This is a genomic window from Polynucleobacter sp. AP-Elch-400A-B2 (genome assembly GCF_018688355.1).
Lineage (GTDB): Bacteria > Pseudomonadota > Gammaproteobacteria > Burkholderiales > Burkholderiaceae > Polynucleobacter.
The window spans coordinates 433,612-453,903 of record NZ_CP061317.1 but is presented as its reverse complement, the minus strand read 5'-3'; the positions used below and the strand labels follow the sequence as shown (position 1 = coordinate 453,903).

The 20,292-nt window shown below is 43.2% G+C and carries 15 protein-coding genes; 3 read left to right on the top strand and 12 right to left on the bottom strand.

The genetic code is table 11. The annotated features are described in order from the left end of the window. Positions 1–157: 157 nt before the first annotated feature. The 3 genes from FD977_RS02415 to FD977_RS02405 form a co-directional block, all read right to left on the bottom strand. Complete coding sequence (locus tag FD977_RS02415) at positions 158–1,030, bottom strand: spermidine synthase (protein WP_215306021.1); 873 nt, start codon at positions 1,028–1,030, stop codon at positions 158–160. Positions 1,031–1,722: 692 nt separating this feature from the next. Beyond that, positions 1,723–5,343, bottom strand: coding sequence for a hypothetical protein (locus FD977_RS02410; protein ID WP_215306019.1), 3,621 nt, complete (start codon positions 5,341–5,343; stop codon positions 1,723–1,725). 408 nt (positions 5,344–5,751) lie between these two features. Continuing rightward, on the bottom strand, positions 5,752–8,331 hold the full coding sequence (locus tag FD977_RS02405) for a hypothetical protein (protein WP_215306017.1): 2,580 nt from the start codon (positions 8,329–8,331) through the stop codon (positions 5,752–5,754). A 251-nt stretch (positions 8,332–8,582) separates the two neighbouring features. On the opposite strand from FD977_RS02405, the gene FD977_RS02400 reads away from it, so the two are divergent. After that, a complete protein-coding gene (locus FD977_RS02400) occupies positions 8,583–8,789 on the top strand; it encodes a hypothetical protein (RefSeq protein WP_215306015.1) in 207 nt (68 codons plus the stop codon). A 207-nt stretch (positions 8,790–8,996) separates the two neighbouring features. On the opposite strand, the gene FD977_RS02395 is transcribed toward FD977_RS02400, so the two are convergent. Further along, complete coding sequence (locus FD977_RS02395; protein WP_215306014.1) at positions 8,997–11,483, bottom strand: hypothetical protein; 2,487 nt, start codon at positions 11,481–11,483, stop codon at positions 8,997–8,999. Positions 11,484–11,826: 343 nt separating this feature from the next. Between FD977_RS02395 and FD977_RS02390 the strand changes: the two genes are divergently transcribed. Both FD977_RS02390 and FD977_RS02385 read left to right on the top strand, forming a co-directional pair. After that, a complete protein-coding gene (locus tag FD977_RS02390) occupies positions 11,827–12,174 on the top strand; it encodes a hypothetical protein (RefSeq protein ID WP_215306012.1) in 348 nt (115 codons plus the stop codon). 45 nt (positions 12,175–12,219) lie between these two features. Then, positions 12,220–12,774, top strand: a complete 555-nt coding sequence (locus FD977_RS02385) for a hypothetical protein (protein WP_215306010.1) — start codon at positions 12,220–12,222, stop codon at positions 12,772–12,774. A 44-nt stretch (positions 12,775–12,818) separates the two neighbouring features. Here the strand turns inward: FD977_RS02385 and FD977_RS02380 are convergent, their stop codons facing one another. The 8 genes from FD977_RS02380 to flgK form a co-directional block, all read right to left on the bottom strand. Next, positions 12,819–13,949, bottom strand: coding sequence for a flagellar biosynthesis protein FlhB (locus FD977_RS02380; RefSeq protein WP_215306008.1), 1,131 nt, complete (start codon positions 13,947–13,949; stop codon positions 12,819–12,821). 142 nt (positions 13,950–14,091) lie between these two features. After that, positions 14,092–14,652 (bottom strand): tetratricopeptide repeat protein, encoded by a 561-nt coding sequence (locus tag FD977_RS02375; protein ID WP_215306006.1) that lies wholly within the window; start codon positions 14,650–14,652, stop codon positions 14,092–14,094. A gap of 104 nt (positions 14,653–14,756) precedes the next feature. Next, positions 14,757–15,143: a hypothetical protein gene (locus tag FD977_RS02370; RefSeq protein WP_215306004.1), complete on the bottom strand. Its 387-nt coding sequence runs from the start codon at positions 15,141–15,143 to the stop codon at positions 14,757–14,759. Between the two features lie 27 nt (positions 15,144–15,170). After that, complete coding sequence (locus FD977_RS02365; RefSeq protein ID WP_215306002.1) at positions 15,171–15,965, bottom strand: hypothetical protein; 795 nt, start codon at positions 15,963–15,965, stop codon at positions 15,171–15,173. A gap of 4 nt (positions 15,966–15,969) precedes the next feature. Continuing rightward, positions 15,970–16,998 (bottom strand): flagellar motor protein MotB, encoded by a 1,029-nt coding sequence (motB, locus tag FD977_RS02360; RefSeq protein ID WP_215306001.1) that lies wholly within the window; start codon positions 16,996–16,998, stop codon positions 15,970–15,972. A gap of 5 nt (positions 16,999–17,003) precedes the next feature. Further along, positions 17,004–17,864 (bottom strand): flagellar motor stator protein MotA, encoded by an 861-nt coding sequence (motA, locus tag FD977_RS02355; RefSeq protein ID WP_215305999.1) that lies wholly within the window; start codon positions 17,862–17,864, stop codon positions 17,004–17,006. Positions 17,865–17,881: 17 nt separating this feature from the next. Next, positions 17,882–18,751: a flagellin gene (locus tag FD977_RS02350; RefSeq protein WP_215305997.1), complete on the bottom strand. Its 870-nt coding sequence runs from the start codon at positions 18,749–18,751 to the stop codon at positions 17,882–17,884. A gap of 9 nt (positions 18,752–18,760) precedes the next feature. Then, positions 18,761–20,290 carry a flagellar hook-associated protein FlgK gene (gene flgK, locus FD977_RS02345; RefSeq protein WP_215305995.1) on the bottom strand — a complete coding sequence of 510 codons (1,530 nt, stop codon included), beginning with the start codon at positions 20,288–20,290 and terminating at the stop codon, positions 18,761–18,763. Positions 20,291–20,292: the final 2 nt, after the last annotated feature.

The following is a 20,292-nucleotide window of genomic DNA, read 5'->3' as shown; positions in this document are numbered from 1 at the left end:
CGGCTTTAATTACATAAGCGCTTAGCAATTCAAAATTAGCGCTAATATTTATAATCCTTATTATTAGTAAGGTCTTTTATATGCCGCCTGATGGAGTGCTGATGGTGCGTCCCTCGCCTTACTAATCACCTTTACTGATCACCTTTACTGCTCACCTTTACTGCTCGCGATCAAGCAAGATGGGGCTGTTCTGAAGATCGATTAATTTGACTAAGCCAGCTTGCAACACATCACACAAATTAAAGGGAAATGATTTTTGTGCGCTGATCTGTTGCGCGCACTGCGTAATACTATTGAAGGACGCCCTCGTTAAACTTGGTAGAGCAATCACAATCTTATTGCCTGCCGCGCGAACCCGTAAGGTATAGACCTCAGCAAAGACCTCTTGATAGGTACGCAGCATTGATTTAAAGAGCGGATTGAGCTTGGGAGTACTCCACAGATTGGCAATGATGACACCAGAAGGCTTGAGTGCTTTTTTCATGGCCGATAAAAACTCTTTGGTTACCAAATGATTTGGCGTCCCGGATACCGAAAATGCATCTAGGAAAATGAGGTCATATGGCTGATGAACATGTTCAATAAATACTTTGCCATCTTGAGCGTGTGCATGCAATAAGTCATCCTCAACTAAATTAAAATACTGCTTAGCCAATCTGATGATTTGCGGATCAATATCTACTACATCAATATGCGCGCTGGGGTAGTGTTTGCGTAAAAACATCGGTATCGAGCCACCACCTACTCCAATGACTAAGATACGTTCAGGATACTGGCCAAACGCCAGGCCGATCATGGCGGATTTAGCGTAGGGCAAACCCAAGTAATCCAGATCGCCCATTTTGACCACGCTCTGACGAGTTCCCTGTTTTCCAAAACGCAGAGTACGAAGGCCATCAAGATCTTGAGTCACTGTTGTTAACCCAGACATGGTTTGACCTTGATATAGCAAGCCTTCTTTTACTGAGGCTAGTCTGAACTCTGCAGCAGGAAGCACTTTTGCTAAGGCGGTCTTAATCTTGGTAAGCATGGCTAAGTAGTGATGACGCTAGTCGATAAAGGCATGTTAAACATCAAGAAAAATGCCTAGAAGAATGCTAAGGCATGGAGCATTGCAGCAGTGTGTGTGAGGTTAGCGATTGCTTAGCAAATAAGGTTGCGACCTTTGAAAAATCAAGAATGTATTTGGATTAGACCAGTCTAGCCACTGATTAATCCGTTTCATTAGTCCTCCGTTACAAGTTTATAACAAAAGTAGTCGTTTATTAACAATTGAAGCCTATACTAATCTCAGTTATCTTGCGGTAACCGTGGTAGCAGCTCTCACTTATTTCTTAAACTGATCCATTGGAAGGTTTGTTATGTCAGGTGCCATTAGTTCCTCATTTCCACAGCCGCCTCTTTTGGTCCCAAAATCATTAAGCGTTATTAAAACCCCAGCTACTGACCCCGATACTAACGGCAATAGCCAGGCATCTACTAGTAAAGTTCCAACGACGGCTGAAATGACCGCAAGCACACCGCGCCAGATGGGGTCACCTGGCTCTATCAACTTAAAAGCATAAAGCGGTATCTTTTGGGCCTACTTAGCTAAAGTTAATATTCAACGCAGTTTAGATTTAGAGTTCATTCGCAAAGAAAAGACTCTTCGGCTCTTAGAGCATGAACTCACTACGAAAAGAGTTGAAACATTCGACAACTTATTAAGTGCTAGATTAATTTTTAAGCATATAAGTTAGGATATAAGGTATTGAATTGAGTTTTCACAAAATCTGTTGACACATCTGGTAGTGCCGCTATTTGGTAAGCAGATAACATTCTTGCTCTAGTTGAACCGAGACCAGTCACTTGGGCAAGAGTCATTCCTGCCATCGCACTAGTTGTAATCGCGGCAAACTCCTCATTCGTAAACGTATTAATGTCTGCACTTGGAAGGCTCTGAATCTGCGTTGAACTAAACGTTGCAATCTGCTCTCTAGTAAGCGCTGCTGCATTGGCAGTAGAAAGAGCTGCGAGTTGAGTGGTGGTTAAACCAGAAATAGCAGAAGTGGTAATTGCGGCTATGGCCTCTGGAGTAAGGCCATTTAATGCAGTAGTAGACAATCCAGCAACTTGGGCCGAGCTAAGTTTGGCAGTCTGTTCAGGAGTCAATGCTGTGGCTTTTGCAGCAGAGAGAGCTCCGAGTTGTCCAGTAGTTAAGCCAGAAATAGCAAATGGAGAAATTGCGGCCATTGCCTCTGTAGTCAATAGATTTAAGGCAGTGGTGGTTAACTGGGCAATTTGGCTAGTTGACATTGTACTGACACTAGGGGCTGCTATGTTCGGAGCCTGCGTATCTGTTACACCATGCATTGCAGCTGCTGTAATAGCTGACCCTGACTCTTGAATCAAAATATTTAAGGCTGTAGAGCTTAATTGACCAATTTGAGTAGAGCTAAGCTGGGCAACTTGGCTATCTGTTAAAGACTCAGCATGTGCTGTAAAGAATGCTCCTAGTTGGGTGGTATTTAATCCCGGAATAGCCGAGGTAGAAATTCCTTGGATTGCCTCTGTACTCAAAGAAGATAAATTAGTTAAGTCATTAATTTGACTTGAAATCAAATAACCCACTTGCCGACTAGTTAGTTCCGAAGCGCTAGTAGTAGAGAGTGCATTGAGTTGTGCAGTTGTTAAACCGGTAATAGCCGAGGTTGAAATCGACGGTAGTGCAGTTGGGCTCAGGGCATTTAAGGCTGTAGTCGACAAGCCACCCACTTGGGTGGAGTTCAGCGTAGCAACCTGCTCAGGAGTCAATGCTGCCGCATTAGCAGAAGAGAGAACTCCCAGTTGTCCAGTCGTTAAACCCGAAATAGCCGAGGTAGAGATCGCTGCCATTGCAGCGGGAGTCAGGCCATTTAATGCAGTAGTAGAGAAGGCGCCAATTTGAGTTGAGTTTAGTGCAGCTATTTGAGTACCGACCAGGGCTCCAGCTTTGCCTGCTGTCAGGTTGGTTGCTTGAGTAGTGGTAAGGCCCGTGATGGCGCTGGGGGTAATCGCCGCGATTGCTGCGTCAGACAGACTGTTTAATGTGCCATAGGGCAGAGCGCCAATTTGGGTATAGTTCAGCGCCCCTACTTGAGCGCCAGTCAAAGCCCCTGCATTAGTCGTAGATAAACCAGCTAACTGCGTGGCGCTCAATCCTCTCATGGCGTCTACCGGAATACTCGCAATCGCGTTAGTGTTCATCGCATTGAGATCAGCGAAAGGTAATTTACTAATTTGCACATAGTTTAATTTAGCCGCTTGATTGACAGTAAAGACTGTCGCTTTAGCAGTTGTTAAATTGGTGAGCTGGCTAGTATTTAAGCCTTGGATTGCATTTGGATCAATTGCAGCAAAAGCGGTGGTGGTTAAGGCATTGACATCTGCGCTACTCATAGCATTAATTTGCTGATAAGAAAGCGCGGCAACATTGGCGTCAGATAATCCAGTTGCCTGTGCGGTAGTCAAATGAGCCATAGCACTTAAGGAAATGGCCGCGATTGCTGTGGTGCTAAAGGAGTTTAACCCAGTAGGAGTGAGGGCGGCAATTTGGGTTGAGTTGAGCTGAGCTACTTGAGCGCTCACGAGAGCGCCAGCATTGGTATCGGATAAGGCAGTCATTTGACCGGCAGTGAAACCACGCACAGCCGCCGTTGAAATCGCTGCCATCGCCGCAGTACTCAACACATTTAATGCATCGTTGTTTAAGGCGCCAATTTGGGTGGAGTTGAGCTGTGCCACTTGATTGGCAGTAAAGACCGTAGCATTGGCGGTAGTTAGGCCAGTCATTTGCGCCGTATTTAGACCCTGAATTGCACTTGGCTCAATCGCGGCAAAGGCGGTGGTAGTTAGGGCATTTAGATTGGTGCTAGTAAACGCATTGATTTGCCGAGCAGATAGTGAGGCGGCATTTGCGGCAGACATACTGGTTGCTTGTGTAGAACTCATGCCAGCGATCGCATTTAAGGAAATGGCGGCTATCGCATCATCTCCCAGGGAATTGAGATTGACCAAGGCAGCTACTTGAGCTGAGTTGAGCTGAGCCACTTGGGGACCTGTTAAAGCAGCAGCATTGGCAGTTGATAAAGCGGTTAGCTGTCCGGTACTTAAGCCGCGGATAGCATTTGTCGAAATCGCTGATATTGCTGCTGGAGTCAGGCCGTTTAAGGCGGTGGTCGATAAGCCGCCAATTTGAACTGCGTTGAGCTGGGCAAGTTGGTCAGCAGTCAAAGCCCCCGCATTAGTAGCAGATAAACTACCCAATTGCGTGGTGGTCAATCCCTTGATTGCTCCAGTCTGAATGCTCGCAATCGCATTTGTTGTCATCGCATTTAGATCACCGACAGACAATTGACTCAACTGCGTGGCGTTTAATTTAGCAGCTTGCGCTGTTGTGAGGGCCGTAGCATTTGTCGTCACTAAAGTATTGAGATGAGTGGCATTAAAACCCTGGATTGCGTTTGGATCAATCCCCGCAAAGGCAGTGGCTGTTACGCCGTTAATACCGGCGCTGGTCATGGCATTAATTTGCCGATAAGACAGCGCTGCCATATTGGTAGAAGATATTCCAGCTGCTTGTGTGCCAGTAATCCCTGCCATCGCTTTTGTTTGAATCGCTGCAAAGTCAGCGACGTTAAAGGCGTTTAATGCTGTGGGAGTCAAGGCGCCAATTTGCACGGAGTTTAACTGAGCCACTTGAGCGCTAGTTAAGGCGCCAGCATTGGTATCGGATAAGGCAGTCATTTGCGCGGTCGTTAAACCACGAATGGCGGTAGTAGAAATGGCCGCGATGGCCGTGGTAGTTAACCCATTTAAAGCAGCGGTAGATAAGGAGCCAATTTGGGCTGCGTTGAGCTGAGCGACTTGTGAGGCTGTCATTGCGCCAGCATTGGTAGCCAATAAACCGGCTAATTGTGTAGTGGTAAATCCTCTGGCGGCAGTCTTAGAAATGGCCGCCATTGCGCCGGTGCTCAGTGCATTAATATCGGCTGCTGATAATTTACCAATTTGCGCAGAGTTTAATTTTGAAATTTGGGTGGTTGTAAAAGCACCTGCATTAGCGGTTGATAAACCTGTCAGCTGACTGGTAGTCATGCCTGTTACTGAAAAAGGATCAATCCCAGCAAAAGCATCTGTCGTTAAGGCATTCATGCTCGCGCTGGTAAAGGCGTGAATTTGGATCGCCTTGAAAGGGGCGATCTGAGTCGAACTGATCTGAGCAGCCTGGTCGGTAGTTAGCTGCGCAATCTCCAACGTGCTGCGCTTGGAGACGTGACTGCTATCCCATAAGTTAACTCCGTTAGAAGTTATTGATAAAGTCACTGTATGCCTAAAAATATAGTTCTATTGAACTTATAACGGCTAAATCAAGGGTTTCATTTACCTCCTAAATGACTAAAAAACTACAAATTTGATATTAAAAACGTGATTTTAGCCATATGATGAGCAAAAGACATGGATGGGGAGTCAGGCCTTAAATAACCCTGCCCCAGGCAATATCACAACGCCCTTGAACTAGGTTAAAAAAGCAGGTTTTTTGGGGCAAATGGCAGACTAAGAGAGTGATTTGGAGCCATATCCACCCCAATTAATTGAGCTAGATCAACCTAAAAATCCCCCATAAAAAAACAAATTTCCTCCAATAAAAAGTTTAGAGGCTTTTTTTAGATTGTCATAGTGAAATTAGCCACTGCATTTCAATGGTTGCAAGACTCATTTTTCGCCTAGGAATTAACTAGTAATAGTAAATGATTTGACTTTTGTGTTTTGATCATTTCGCGTTCCGCCACCATTGGCACCGGTATCAGCAAAATAATTCTTAATATTGGTCCACGAATCGGATACATTGATTGAAGTTACCTTTGGCTTAATGGCCATGGCTGCAATATTGGTAATCAGTATTGAGTTTGCAGTAATTTGATTGAGTTTTGCATTGCCCATAATAGTATCGGTAATCCCGTTGATATTTGTTAGAGTGTCCGCTATGTCGATTGATGTGATCTTGCTATTGGTTAAATAATTACTGACACCAGTTCCAGTTAGCGATGCAGTAGCGACTCCGGTTAAAGAAAAACCAGTGATTCTTGAATAAGCGACTAGAGAGGCATTAGTCGCGAGTTTAAAATTCGCATCCGTATCAGTAACCGTAATACCACTGACTTTAGGGTTTGATTTAAGGGTTGTAATGTTGGCAATACTTGCGCCTGTTGCATAGATATTTTTCACTAGATTATTATTTCGAAGGGTCGCCAATATAGTAGCATTTCCCAATAAATTAGCAGCTGTATCTGTTACTGTTACTGCATTGAATTTAGATTTTCCTATAGTTAACGACAAATATTGTGAATTGATTGTGCTCACGTCTGCAACAGCTGCGCCTGTTATCTTCAGACCCATTAAATTAGTGTCACTTAACAATGTTGATAAATCTACTGACGCAAGATGCGTGTAGCTATCCTCAATGCTATATTTCATGACGTTCGTATCATTTTTTACCGTGTTGTAATTCGCATAGGCAACTGCACTCAAAATAAAAGTATTCTGACCAGATAACTTGGTTTTTAACGCAGTGTATTGCGTGTTAGACATATATAGCACTGATTTTTTCAGTGCCGTACCATCAGTCACCGCAACCGACAATAAACTGCTGGCATTAGTTCCAATGACTGAATTGGTTGCCGCTAGATCTTTATTGAGATTGGCTGCAGTATCTGAAACGGATACTGAAATATTATTATTGTTAGCTGATGCAGTTGTCAAAATGGATGTCAGGGCTGTAGATGATGGTATTGCAGATATTTTGATACTCGATATTTTTGCAGCCGTCCAGGCCGTGATTGCATCTCCTAGAGCGGTGTGATCTGTACTTGTTGTTTGTACTAGATTTGCACCAAAGTCTGCTATACCGATCGATGTGAACTTACTTTTGAGGCTACTTAAAGAAGTTAAGTTTGCAATTGAGGCCGCAGTGCCCGTGATGGATGAGACTTTACTACCTAATACGGTGATATTGGCAGCATTTCTGACAAGGTCTGTACCACTTCCCGTAATGGTGATGCTCAGATTACTTTTAAACCCATCTGGCAGCGCATTAATTATGGCAAGGTTAGTCGTAGTTACATCGCTAGCTGCCATCGCTACCGGAATTGAACCTGTTGAATTACCAGTGATATTAAAAGTGACTTTTGATTTAATCGTCTCTGGCAGAGAAAAAATGGTTTGCAGATTTGTAGAGGTTACAGCTGCGGCATCCATCGCTATGGCAACTGAAGAAACTTTACTTGCTAGCGTTGATCCAATCAGCGTTTTAGCGGCGCTCGCACTAATGTTGGCCAATGTATCTGTGACCGTAATTGCATTAGAGCCAATCCTACTGCTGCTATTGATTAATGTTGAGCTTGCAGTGAGGTTAGCAATATTATCGCTGATGCTAATATTTACTTTTGATTTAAACGCATCTGGCAGAGCATTAATCACCGCGAGATTGCCAGTAGTCACATCCGCAGCAGACATCGCTACTGCAATTGAATTTGGCGCACTACCGGTAATATTAAAGTTGACTTTGGATTTAATCGCATCCGGTAATGCATAAATGGTTTGCAGGTTTGCAGAGGTCACATCTGCGGCAGCCATATTGATCGTAACGGAAGATACTTTACTTGCTAGCGTTGTTCCGACCAACGTTTTAGCGCTACTGGCATTAATGTTTGCTAATGTGTCAGTAACCGTAATAGAGCTTGAAGCAATCTTGCTGCTACCATTAATTGCTGTTGCATTGGAAGACAAATTTGCAATAGTGTCGCTTATCGATATAGTCTTTACGTCAGAATCACTGATTAATGTACTTAAGGCTGCGCTATTTCCGGAGAAATTTGTTACTGCTACGCCATGATTATTACTAGATCCTATTAAGGTCTCTAAACCTTGTTCATTTGAATTTGCGCTATAAACACTGTAGGCAACTGACACAGGACCTGAATCGCTTACCGTGATTGCATGAATTTTTGAGTAAACCGCATCCAGACTTGAAAAATTGCTGCCGCCTATTCCAGCAGCAGTGTCTGCAACATCTAATTTGGCACTAGTGAGCTTGAGAATGACATCTTTGTAAGACGTCACCTTCGAACCTGTTAGGGATACGTTCGCATCGGTAGTGAGCGATAGAGAGGCAATCTTGGATTGATTAGTTTCAAGCGCAGTCAATACATCGTCAGTCAGGTCACCAGCAACACCACTTACTACAATACCGCTACCTGCGGCAAGCGCTGTGTTGAGGCTAGTTAGTGAGGTACCCGTTAAATTTATCGTCATCTTGTTCCCAATGACACATTTAGAGTGCCTACTGATAGTTAACGGCTAAAAATGAGCAATTCATTAGAGTTCTAGACTCATTTAATGAGGCAGCAATAGAGCGTTACATCTCTTCAAATGCCTAGATATTTTTCCCCAAAACTATTTACCGCTCCGATGATATTTATTTTAGAATAAGTTAGTAATTACTAATATATTTCGGTATAAAGTAATTCCTAATTTGCCAATATCTTAATTTTTTAGGGATCCATATGGCTGCTATCAACACTTCAATCTCCCATCAATCCCAATTTGCTCCATCTGGCGTTGCTTTAAACGATATGCGCACTAAAAGTGGTGCCCAATCGCAAATGGAGAAGATGAAAGGGGTAGAACTTAAACCTACTAGCACTAAATTTCAGGTTCAGAACACAGTCCCGCTAGGCGATCTTGGGAAGCATGTGAATTTAAAGGTATAAAGTCGATCGTTGAAGTCTCAAGAAAATCTCCTTGAAAAAAATCCAACTTAGTGATCCTTTATTACAAGCCAGGTGGACTCATCAAATATTTGCATCAATGACTATTAATAAAAATTAAGAATTATTTTTATATATCGAAGTATTGATAGAAATCAAAAAACTCGTGATCTTAATCAAAGATCACGAGTTTTTAAGAGTCAAACTTACTTAAGCAATTGCTATCTTTAGCTTAGCTCTATCTGCTGCGCTACCAATTTGATTCAATAGATTTGTAATTGAAACTCTCGTAGGCGCATCAGTAATAGCTTCTGTTGTTATTGTCTTCAACTTTGAGTTGCTCAACATATCGACCAAGTTAGTACCCGTCAATAGATAGGATGCTGTTACACCAGTTACTGCATATGATGAAACATTCACATCACCCTGGAGGGCAGAAGGATTCAATGTGTAGCCATTTGTAGCAGCTGTCACTGTAAATGAGTAGTTCTTATTTGTACCATTTCCACTAATGCCATTACCATTTACATGATCTACACCATCATTAAATATTAATTTCAAAGCATCGTAGGCGACCTTAGATAGAGAGAAACCCTTCTTGCCTGAAACAGTGCCATCTGTGACAACAATTTCAGTCAATTTTTTAGTAGCCGTAGTGTTATCAACTAATGCTTGTAGGTTTTTGCTTATTTCAACTGCTTTGGCTGCATAGGTCACCATTGCATTTGAATTACCATTTAGCGCTTTAGAAGCAATACTACCAAGAGTTAGTGCTGTAATAGCACTAGAATCACCCTTAATTGTTACCCTTGCTACAGACCCAGTATTGTCTTTCATTTGGCTCGTAGCGATCATTGTCTTGAACAAATTGCTGGTATTAAATTGTGCATCTGCAGCTCCTACACTTTGGCCATATGCAAATGTTATTGCTCCACTTTCAGCTGCAGTTGTAGCGTTTGTTAAAGTTGCTGTTAATGCAGCGGATTTTGTATTAAACAACGCAAACTGTGTAGTTGATCCAGTAATTTTACCGACATAGTATGTATTACTATCGGTTAATTCTGCAATCTTGATTCCGCCCGAAGCTGTATTGTAAGTAACAGCGTCACCTGTGTCGTATCCATGGCCACCAGAAACACTGATAACACCAGCTGTTGAGGCGACAAATTTATTGTTTGCAAATATCGGATTTTGACCTGCATTTAAATTTAGCGCACCCCCAGTTTTTGCAAGAATGGCAGTAGATGTGTCAGCAGCAAGCGCAGCGGCTTTACTAGTAAATAAGTAAAAGCTATTCCCAGTATTATCAGCAGAGTCTAAACCAACAAAGTAGGTTGCTCCATTACCTAATTCATTAAGTCCACCGGTTGTCTTGCTGTAGGTAACTGCTTGTCCAGTAGTAAAAGCATTACCAGAGATTGTGATTTTGCCAGCAGAGCTACCAATTCCAGCGGTATATGAAGCAATTGCTGTACCAGCAGAAGCTAGATATGCTATTCCAGTTGATGTTTTTGTCACGCCACCGGCGTCCAGTTTTGCCGCAGTATCAGCAATCTCTACAGAGCTGATGATATTTGATAAATCTCTATTAACGACTGCAGGATTTGCGGGGTCACTAGGAACACCGCTCTTAATCGCAGTCAAAGTAGTTAGTCGATCTGCTTGAGCTAATGTTGCCTTTGTTACCTTGACGCTATCTAATGTAGTATTTCTAAGCGGGTAATTACCTACCTGGCTTATGAAAGTTTCAGCAGAAGCTATACCTGTGGGGTCTACAATTCCAGTAGTGGTTGTTGTATTAACTGCCTGAGCAAAGCTTGTATAGATAGAGAAATGTGTGTCATCAATCTTTCTAGCATAGTAGGTAACCCCATCCTTTGCCGACTGAGCACCATTGTAAGTAACCGCATCGCCAGTATTGAAACTCTTATCAGCAAGAATTACATTGCCAGATACACTTGTTACAGTAGCTTTAGTAGATGGTGCGTTGATGTTGGTATTGTTAAGTCTGTTAATCAAACTTAAAGATGCAGTTGTAAGTATATTATCAGCAGTATCATTTAGAACTACTTTAGTAGTTACGGCATTTTTTTGCAGCTTATCGCCCAACACTGAAAGCTGTGCAGCTGTAAATTCAACACTCTCACCATCCGCGATTACAATTTTATTAATTCTAGAAACGTTTTTCAACAACGAATCCATGTTTGCTTTAATTGTTGTCGCATTTCCAGAAACATCAAAGTTTTGCCCTGTCAGTGCCTCTAGCCCTCCCAAGTTCACAGCAGTTGCCAATTTTTCTATAGCAATTTTTGGTTTTGTGGCTGGATCAGATAAAGTGATCGATTTAATTTTTGTGTAGACAGCATCAAGACTGTTGAAATTAGATACGCCAAGATAACTGCCTTCAATAGCAGTATGGTCTGTAGCAGAGTTCAAAACAATACTTTTAGTACCAAGTTTAATAAGAGCAGCCTTGTACTGGGTTACTTCATCAGCAGTCAAATTAAGATCATTTGTCGCTTTAATAGACCCCACATTGGCCGCTATGTCATTACTGAGGCGTCCAGAAGTTAGCTCTGCTTTAATTTCCTCACCAGTTCCAACGATTGAGAGCTTTTGATAGCCTCTCATTGAATTAGCCAATGATAAGTTGTCGTAAACCTGTGCACTTGCGCCGATTTTGATTGCTAAAGTCATCTTGTACTCCTATTAATTAATTTCTTACCTACTTAAACGGATAAACACTCTGAACTGATTAGTAAAAATATATAAAATATATAGGTATATATTTTATATATTTTCGTAGGACCTTTAATTACACTTTTATTGAGATATCTAACTTTCATATCTCTTACCAAAACCAGTTTTGATGTGTACTCTTTAGGTCCTTAATTAGTCTCCTACTTATTGTTTCGGCTTTTTTTAATATTTTGTTTAGCTTTATCTATCTATCTAGTATTGCTAGTGTGCTTACTATAATTTTTTATATCTATAAATTAGATATACAATCTAGTTTAATTAACTCTATTTCTCTAAACCTATGAAATATGTCTTCTCAAGCCCCTATTTAGTGCCTGCAGAGTCTCTTTGGCGTTTTTTTCCAGAAAAAGAGCTCCAAGGCCAATATTCGAATATCCCCTTAGGGATTGTCTTGATTGTTTTGGATAAGCAAAAACAAGGCGAAGAGCTCTCTTTGAAGGGGTTATATAGCTATTTTTCCTGTAGCCACCTCACAGTGAAGAAGTCTGTTGATGCGCTATGTGCCGCTGGATATCTTCAAACCCTTAAATCGAGCACGGATTCTAGGGTAAAGTACCTTTTAATAACAGATAAATGCAGTGTTTTATGCCAACCTTTAATGCCTAAACCCCTAATTAGCCAACCGTAAGCTGCCCCCCTGCCTCAAACAACCACTTAAGACTGAGAAATAACCGTGATCAGGATTCAGACTCTTTCCGTTTTAGCGCTCTGCGCCACCCTCTTTGCCTGCGGCAATAATGATTCTGCTCCTAAAGCAGAGATTTGGTTACCAGATACTGCAGTAGTCAAACTGCCAATAGAAGAATATGCAGGCATTCCCTTTAATACCAGCGGGCAAGATGCGGTTGAGAAATTTAAATGTACCCAATATGACCTCACTTATAGCTGCAAGGTCAAAAATGGTGAAAAGGAAGAAGATCTTTGGTTAATCTATAACGAAGTCGGCCGTATGGTGCTCATGAAAAAAGAGTTGGGCTACTATAACAAAGAGGTGGCAGATACCATTATTGAGCGCCTGACCATCAAATACGGCATGGATTACAGCCCCTCTGAGGGCCAAGAAAGTGCCTTTGCCGCTGGAGTTCGAAAGACTAAAAGTTATGTTTTTGGGGGTGGGCAAGTTGCCTTTCAGATTGGCAGAAGCCTAAATAACCGCAATGAACTGATGCTGGTGTACTTTTTCCCTGAGGATGTTGGCGCTACCTTTGCCAAAAGCGTCATGAACTAAGTGGGGCTGTAGGAAATATGCCCGCATAGTCTGGCTTGGGTTAATTAAAGCAAAGGCTTGTTAGGTTTAAGCTGGGTAGGAATGAACTCCACTTGGGGAGCATCCCCTGCCAGGCCTGATTCCTTAGTGTCATAAGCCCAGGCCAAGATTTGGGCGATTGCCTCAAATAACGGTAAAGGTATGGTTTCCCCAATTTCTAGCTGACTATATAAATAGCGCGCTAATGGTGGAATTTGGGCGATGGGCACATTAAAGTCTTTAGCCACCTCCTGTATGCGTAAAGCGATCTGGTCCGCCCCTTTAGCCACCACAATCGGCGCTGCCATCTTTTCCATGTCATAACGCAGCGCAACAGAGTAATGCTCTGGGTTGGCTAATACTACGTCTGCCCGCTCAATGGCTGCCATCATTCGCGATGAGGACATTTGTCGTTGCATTTGGCGCAAACGCTGTTTGATCTCGGGCGAGCCGTCTGATTCCTTCATCTCCTGCTTCATCTCTTCAGGGCTCATCCGAATTTGCTTACGAAAGTTGAACCACTGAAGCCAGGAGTCCCCAACCGCAATTAATAGCAATGGCATCATCAAAAGCATAAAACCATCGAGGATAAAAGTGGAGGTCTGCACTAACGCTGCATCAAAGCCCTGATTGACAATCATCCGAATGTAAACAAACAAACCGGATAAATAGGCAATACCGACACCCAGCATTAGGGTAGTTTTCAGTAAGTTCTTTAATAGCTCGCTTAAGGCATTAATCGAAAACATCCGCCCTAGCCCGGCAATGATGTCTAACCTGCCCAAATTAAACTGGGGGGCAAAATAGGCGCGAAAGCTCACTAAAGACAAAGGTGCTAATACACCGACAATCCAAAGCGGTACAAAAATCAAAGCCAGAAGGGTCAGCACAACTAAGAACGAACCGCCCACCCACTCTTGAACATGATCCATCAGTTTGGCGGGCTCTGAAAACTGAAAAATGGCTTGAGTCATTGAGACCATCTGCTTTAGTAACAGAGGGCCAACTGCGGATAAAAAAATGACTACCACCACTAAGGTGGCAAAAGTCGCCAAATCACGGGATTGGGGTAATTGACCTTGTTCGCGGGCACGCTGAATGCGCCGCTCACTCGGTTCTAGTTCCCGTTCTTGGGAGTTATCTCCACCTTCAGCCACTCTATTACCTCATCCAAAATCAAACTATGGCTCAAGCTTACACCCTGTGAACCTTTTATTACCCAGAACCGATCTGGGCTAAAGTTTGGGGATAGATTTGGGGATTAGATTGAAGTTGGTACGAGTTCGGCTTGGGATTTAGCTAGGGCAAGGTCTTTTTGATAAGCGCGATTTTTTCTTCAGCAGCTAAGAGCTCTTGGGTACTTAAATCTGCTTTTAGCTTGGCAAGCTCTGTCATGGCTAATGGATTACCGGTTGAGTCAGATATGGACATCCAAATATACGCTTTTGGAAGATCTATCGCAATTTGCCCACCCTCCATATAAATATGAGCCAAGTTATATTGGCCTACTGCACTTCCAGCCATGGCTGCTTTTTCAAACCAATGAAGCGCTAATTGCGGGGCATTATCCAAATTGTCGATCTTTTGGTACAAGACCCCCAACTCGAGCATCGCCTCAATATTGCCCTTCTCTGCTGCACGATTTAACCAGACCAAGCCTTTCTCAATATTTTTCTTGGTGCCAATGCCTTGGATGTACATCAAGGATAAATCGTACTGAGCCTTGGTATCGCCAGACTCTGCTAGAGCTTGAAATAATTGATAAGCTTTAGTGTAGTCGCCTGCTGCATAAGCCGATCTTGCATTTTGGTAGTCTGAACAAGCCATCAATATGCTTGTCAGCGCTGTCAAGATTGACATTTGCACGCATGTGCGCCAATTCAGTTGAGTCATAGCCATTAAGAATCACCCCTAGTCAATATTAATACCGACTGGGGGTGATTAATTTTTTGATCACTTTTACTTTACTTTTTATTCGATGGTGCTGGCTTTTTCTCTTCAGGCTCATCAGCATCCTCATCTGCCGGCGCATCAGATGCCTTAGGCACGGCGACTGGTGGAGGAGGTGCTACATAGTAGCTCGCCCCTAGATCACCACCAATCATTCTGGCAAAACCTCCGAAATAACGGCGCGTGAGATCGGGGTAGTGAGGGGCGTATGACAAATAACCTTTGGAGCGGACACAAGCATTCGTATTCATACTACCCTCACAACTAGCGATCGCTGCTAAACGACCAACCTCAAACTGCTCACCTAAGATAAAGGCGAAAACCACCAAAACTAGGGGCAGAATAAGCCACAGCAAGAGCTTTTTAGCCAAGCGTATTAAGGGTTCAATTTTCTCATTCATAACAGTTACTTTCCGCTCAATGGCGTATCAATGTTGCTCAGCCTTTTTTGGCGCACCCTGCACTAAATCACTGGGTAACTTTCGCCAAGTCGCAATAGGTTCCTTATTATGCAACTTTGCATACATCTGAATAATTCTAGGGTCTGCAGGATCGATATTTTCTTTCATGGCGTTGTACATTCGCGCCGCAGCAATTTGATTGCCCTGTTCAATATAGGCATTGGCAGCGTTGTAAAAGTATAGCCCCGCTTTTTCTTTTTGCGGATTGCCTACGATAGCAATTAAATACAGATTACCCAAATACTCACAGGCACTGGGATTATTGATCTTAGCGGGCACAGAAAAGTACTTTACTGCCAATCCATATTGCTGTTTGGCATAGCGCCGAAAAACAGTGTTGGTGAGAATAAAGTCAGGATGTGTGACGATTTCAGCTTGACGATCGTAGTACTTCATACGCTCAAAGGCAATTAAGCCCCGATAGTAATTTGCCTGCACATCACCTTCTGACGCTAAGGCATCTAGTTTTTCTAATATTCTTAAGGCATCCTTACTGTAACGCAGCACCTCGTCTTCCGGGTCAATGCATTTTGGATCCTTTACACAGGCAATCGCAACGATCGTTTTGTCATAAGCACGCTTGTAACGTTTATATAGTTTTTTTGCTTCGCTTGCAGGTCCTAGAAAAGGCTCATTTGAAGTGGTGGTCTCAGAACTACTTTTTTTATGTGAACCATCTTCATGAGACTTTGGGTCTGAGGCGTTGCCTAGTACCGGCGCAATCATTAAAACAAGAAGGAGAATTCTTAAGAGTGGTAACAAGGCCTTACCTCTCAGGCTTGCCTGTAGCTGGTTTGTCTGGTTTAGAGATATCCATCGCTGGTGCTATCGGTTTATCTTTGGATAAAAATTGTGCAGGCGCTCTTAAGTTGGCTGGAATATCTTGAGCCCCTTTTGGCAATTCCTCCTTCTGTCTCTCAATCGGTCTTTGGATTGGCTTCTCTTCTTTCTTCGGCTTTTTATTTAAGAGCGTAATAGAGATGCGTCGGTTTAAGGGATCGCTCAAGTCAGATGGATTTAAAGGAATCGTATCTGCAAATCCGATCACTTGCGCCACATTGGAAGGTGCCAGGCCCCCAGCAATCATTTCTCGGCGAGCCACATTCGCGCGCTCGCTAGAAAGCTCCCAATTGGTATAACCTGCATCTCCATTGGCATATTTTGAAGTGTCAGTATGGCCCTCAATGCGAATCTTGCCAGTGTTGTCATTTAATGACTTACCAATCACGCGCAATAAACGACGTGCTGCCACACTAGGTACTACACCACCACTATTAAATAGCGGCTTACCTTTTTCATCAACCACCTGAATACGCAGACCCTCTGAGGTGATGTCCATAAAGAGTTGTCCTTTGATATTTTTTAACTCTGCATCAGCCTCAACGCTTTTTTCAATATCTGATTTGACCGCTTCATTTTTGGTTCTGTCTTTACGGGCATTTTCAACATCCGTTACCGACGAATCGCTCACGCGGCGCTGCTCAGTATCGGCATCCGCTTTGGCTTCGACCCCAGAAACTTTTGAGATGTTATCTCCACCGCCCTTAATAATCCGGGTAGTCTCGCCAGACCCTTGGCCGCCGCTCATGGAAACACGCATTGGATTTTGAAAGTAGGAGGAGATACCCGCCAAGTCACCCGCTGTGGTAGATCCTAAAACCCACATGAGCAGGAAGAAGGCCATCATCGCCGTTACGAAGTCAGCGTAAGCAATTTTCCAGGCGCCGCCATGGTGACCATGACCGCCTTTTTTAACGCGCTTTACGACAATAATTGGCGCGTCGGACTTAGCCATCGTGCTTACTTCCCTTTAGCAGCTTTGGTACCTTCATCGAGCTCAGTAAATGTTGGACGCTGATATGTAAAGAGTACTTTACGTCCAAATTCTACGGCTGCTGCAGGTGGAAAATTATTTAAGCTAGCAAGCAAAATCGCTTTAATTGCCATGAAAGCCCTTGTTTCAGATTCAGCTTGCTGCTCTAGAACCTTGGCGACTGGCTGGACAAAAGCGTAGGCCAACAAAATACCCAAGAAGGTACCAACAAGAGCAGCGCCAATGAGCTTACCCAACTCTGCTGGAGGCAGGCCAATGGAACCCATGGTGTGGACCACACCCATCACCGCCGCCACAATACCAAAAGCAGGCAGGCCATCACCCACCATCGTCACCGAAGACACAGGAATATGACTCTCTTGATGATGGACATCTAGCTCTTGCTCCATCAAGCTTTCAATCTGAATGAGGTCTAATGAGCCGCCAAGCATCATCCTCAAGTAGTCAGTTATAAAATCAACTAAGTGGTGATCCTTCAAAATATCTGGATAACTCTCAAACAATGGGCTTGCTTCAGGTTCTTCGATATCGCCTTCTAAAGACATCAAACCATCGCGTTTTACTTTTTGCAAAATCTCAAACATCAAGCACAACAAATCTAAGTGTTTTTTCTTTTGGTCGCCAGCGCCCTTAAAAGCGCCTCCTAAGGCCCCTAAGGTTTTTTTCAGATTGATGATGGTATTCGAAGCAATCATCGTGCCAAGGGCGGCGCCGACAATGGTCAAAACCTCAGTTGGCTGCCATAGAACCGCGATATGGCCGCCATGTAAGGCATAGCCCCCAAGGGCACAACCCATCGCAATAATCCAGCCTAATGGAATATTCATACTTCTATTTACTCAGTTTAAAGTTTGGAAAATAAGTTACTTTGCTGAAGTTTAGCAAACATCGCCTGAGCTGCGTTCAATAAGGTCTGGGCTTTAGTATAAGCGGCTGTTGCTGCAGCCATATCAGTATCCAAGAGATCTGAGGAGGCAGCCTTAAACTGTGCACCCATGGCGGTAGTAACCCTTTTAGAAACATCCAACTGGCTAGAAATAGCCCCACTCGTTTGCTGGGCAGTCATTAATTGTTCATAAGAGGCATTTAAGTTTGCTGAAAGCACCGCTGCGTCCCCAGATATAGCCTGAGCACCATTAGCGCGCCCATCTAGGTAGCTAACAAAACTATCGATGCTGGTATATAGCTCTGACGATTGTGGATTGCTGGCTGAACCACCAATACCAAAAGCCAAATTAAATTGAACTCCAGAATCAACCATTACATTAGGTTCTATTTGGACTTGATTGACTACATCGGAAAAAATGGCATGACCACTAGCGTCTTTGGCTGCCATTTGACTCACAATAGTGTCGCGGATTGACTCTGCTTGAATTTTTAATGCACCATAATTGGATGGGCTTAAAGCGGTATTTTGTGACTGTACGAATAACTGCTTTAGGGTAGTAAATTGGTTCAAAATACTATCCATCTGGGTTTGAGCATTATTGTGGATGCTCGTAACGATATCTTGATTACTCTTGAACATCTGCAAACGAGAGGTATCAAAATCCAGCTCTACGCCTCTTGATACAGCATAAATGCTATCTGAGGCCTTACTGTAATTTTTGCCAGTATTAATTTTTTGTTGCCATTCAGTAGCATTGACCAAATTATTATTCATAGAATCGACGCCGGCGTCTAATACTTGATTGGTACTAATTCGGATAGTCATAATCTATGCTCAATTCATGATTGATAGAAGTGCATTAAACATTTGATTGCCGGTCTGCAATACCTTAGTCGAAGCCGTATATAACTGCTGATACTTCAATAAGTTTGCAGCTTCCTCATCGAGGTTGACTCCTGAAATAGAGTCTTTTTGACTTTTCAGATTAGCCATCACTGCTGTATCCGCTTTTTGGGTGCTTTTCCAAGTTGCTACTTGAACACCGACATCACTGACTAAACTTGCGCTACTACCAATAAATATCGAACTTTGTTTTTGTAAAGTATTAGCTGCATCTGATGTAATGAGCGAATTACCCATCACGTCAAAATATGCGGCAGTGTCAGTTGGTGCCAGAGAAATAAAATTAGCGGCCTTAAAACCGGATGCGGTTAAGCTGTTACTTGAGTCAGCTAGATAGTTATAGAGTCGATCAATATTTTCTTGTGAATTAATCCCTGATACCAACTGCCCATAGGAATCTGCGACACTATTTATATCTGCAGTGATATCTCCCTCTAGACTAGGTAATTTTTGAGAACCTACCTGAAACCCAAAAATAGCTAGCAATGGATTGGTCTGGAATCCGATATTGTCTGCAGTTTGACTGGCCGTATTGGCAGCAGATACTAAACCCAATGCAATCGTATCTAATCGCTGGTCAATTTTAGGTACAAAAGTATTGACTAATTCTAGTAACGCGCCTGCTTGACCACCATCTAAATGCTGAATGCTCGTAAGAGTTGTGTTATCTGACCCGCTCTTTAATGAGTAGACTGCAGTATGCATATCTTGCCCACCATTCATGACCAACTTATTGGCTACTGTACGATCAACTAAGGGCATGCCAGCAATGAAATGGGTAGCTGTTCCATCACCATTAATGAGGGATTGTCCGCCTACCAATTTTTGTAGCTGCGACAACAAGCGATCTCGCTCATCCAATAGATCTGCTGAAGGGTAGGAATTACCGGCAGTAGTGCCTTTTATAATTTGAGCATTGATTTGTGCTAACTCAGGTAGCAATGTATTGACCTGCGCAGCAGTATCAGCCAAACCTTTTTTAGCGTCACTCGTAATTTGTGAGGTTAAGCTGCTCATCCCAACAATGCGTCTTGCTACCTCATTAGCTGATGCTGTAATCGCTGCGGCTTGCGGTTTACTAGTGGGATCCGCTGCATAGGTGCCTACTGCATTAAAGAAATTACTAATCGCAGTATTTAAGCCTGTAGACTGATCCGCCACCAAGGTATCGATTCCTTGGGTGTACTGCACTAAAGTGTCTGAATAACTTGACTTAGCTTGCTGACCCAAAACCTGAGAATTTAGCAATGAAGAATATTGACGTGTGAAACCTTCAACGGCAAAACTCGTGCCATTGAGCATCAAAGAATTGGGTGCGAGCGCATTAATTGTGGCATCTGCAGTGCGACGTGTGAAGCCATCAACTGATGCACCAGCCACGTTTTGTGAAGTTGTAAGAATGCCCGCCTGCGCGATATTTAAGGCAGACATTGCAGAATCAGTGATGGAGTAGACGCCCATAT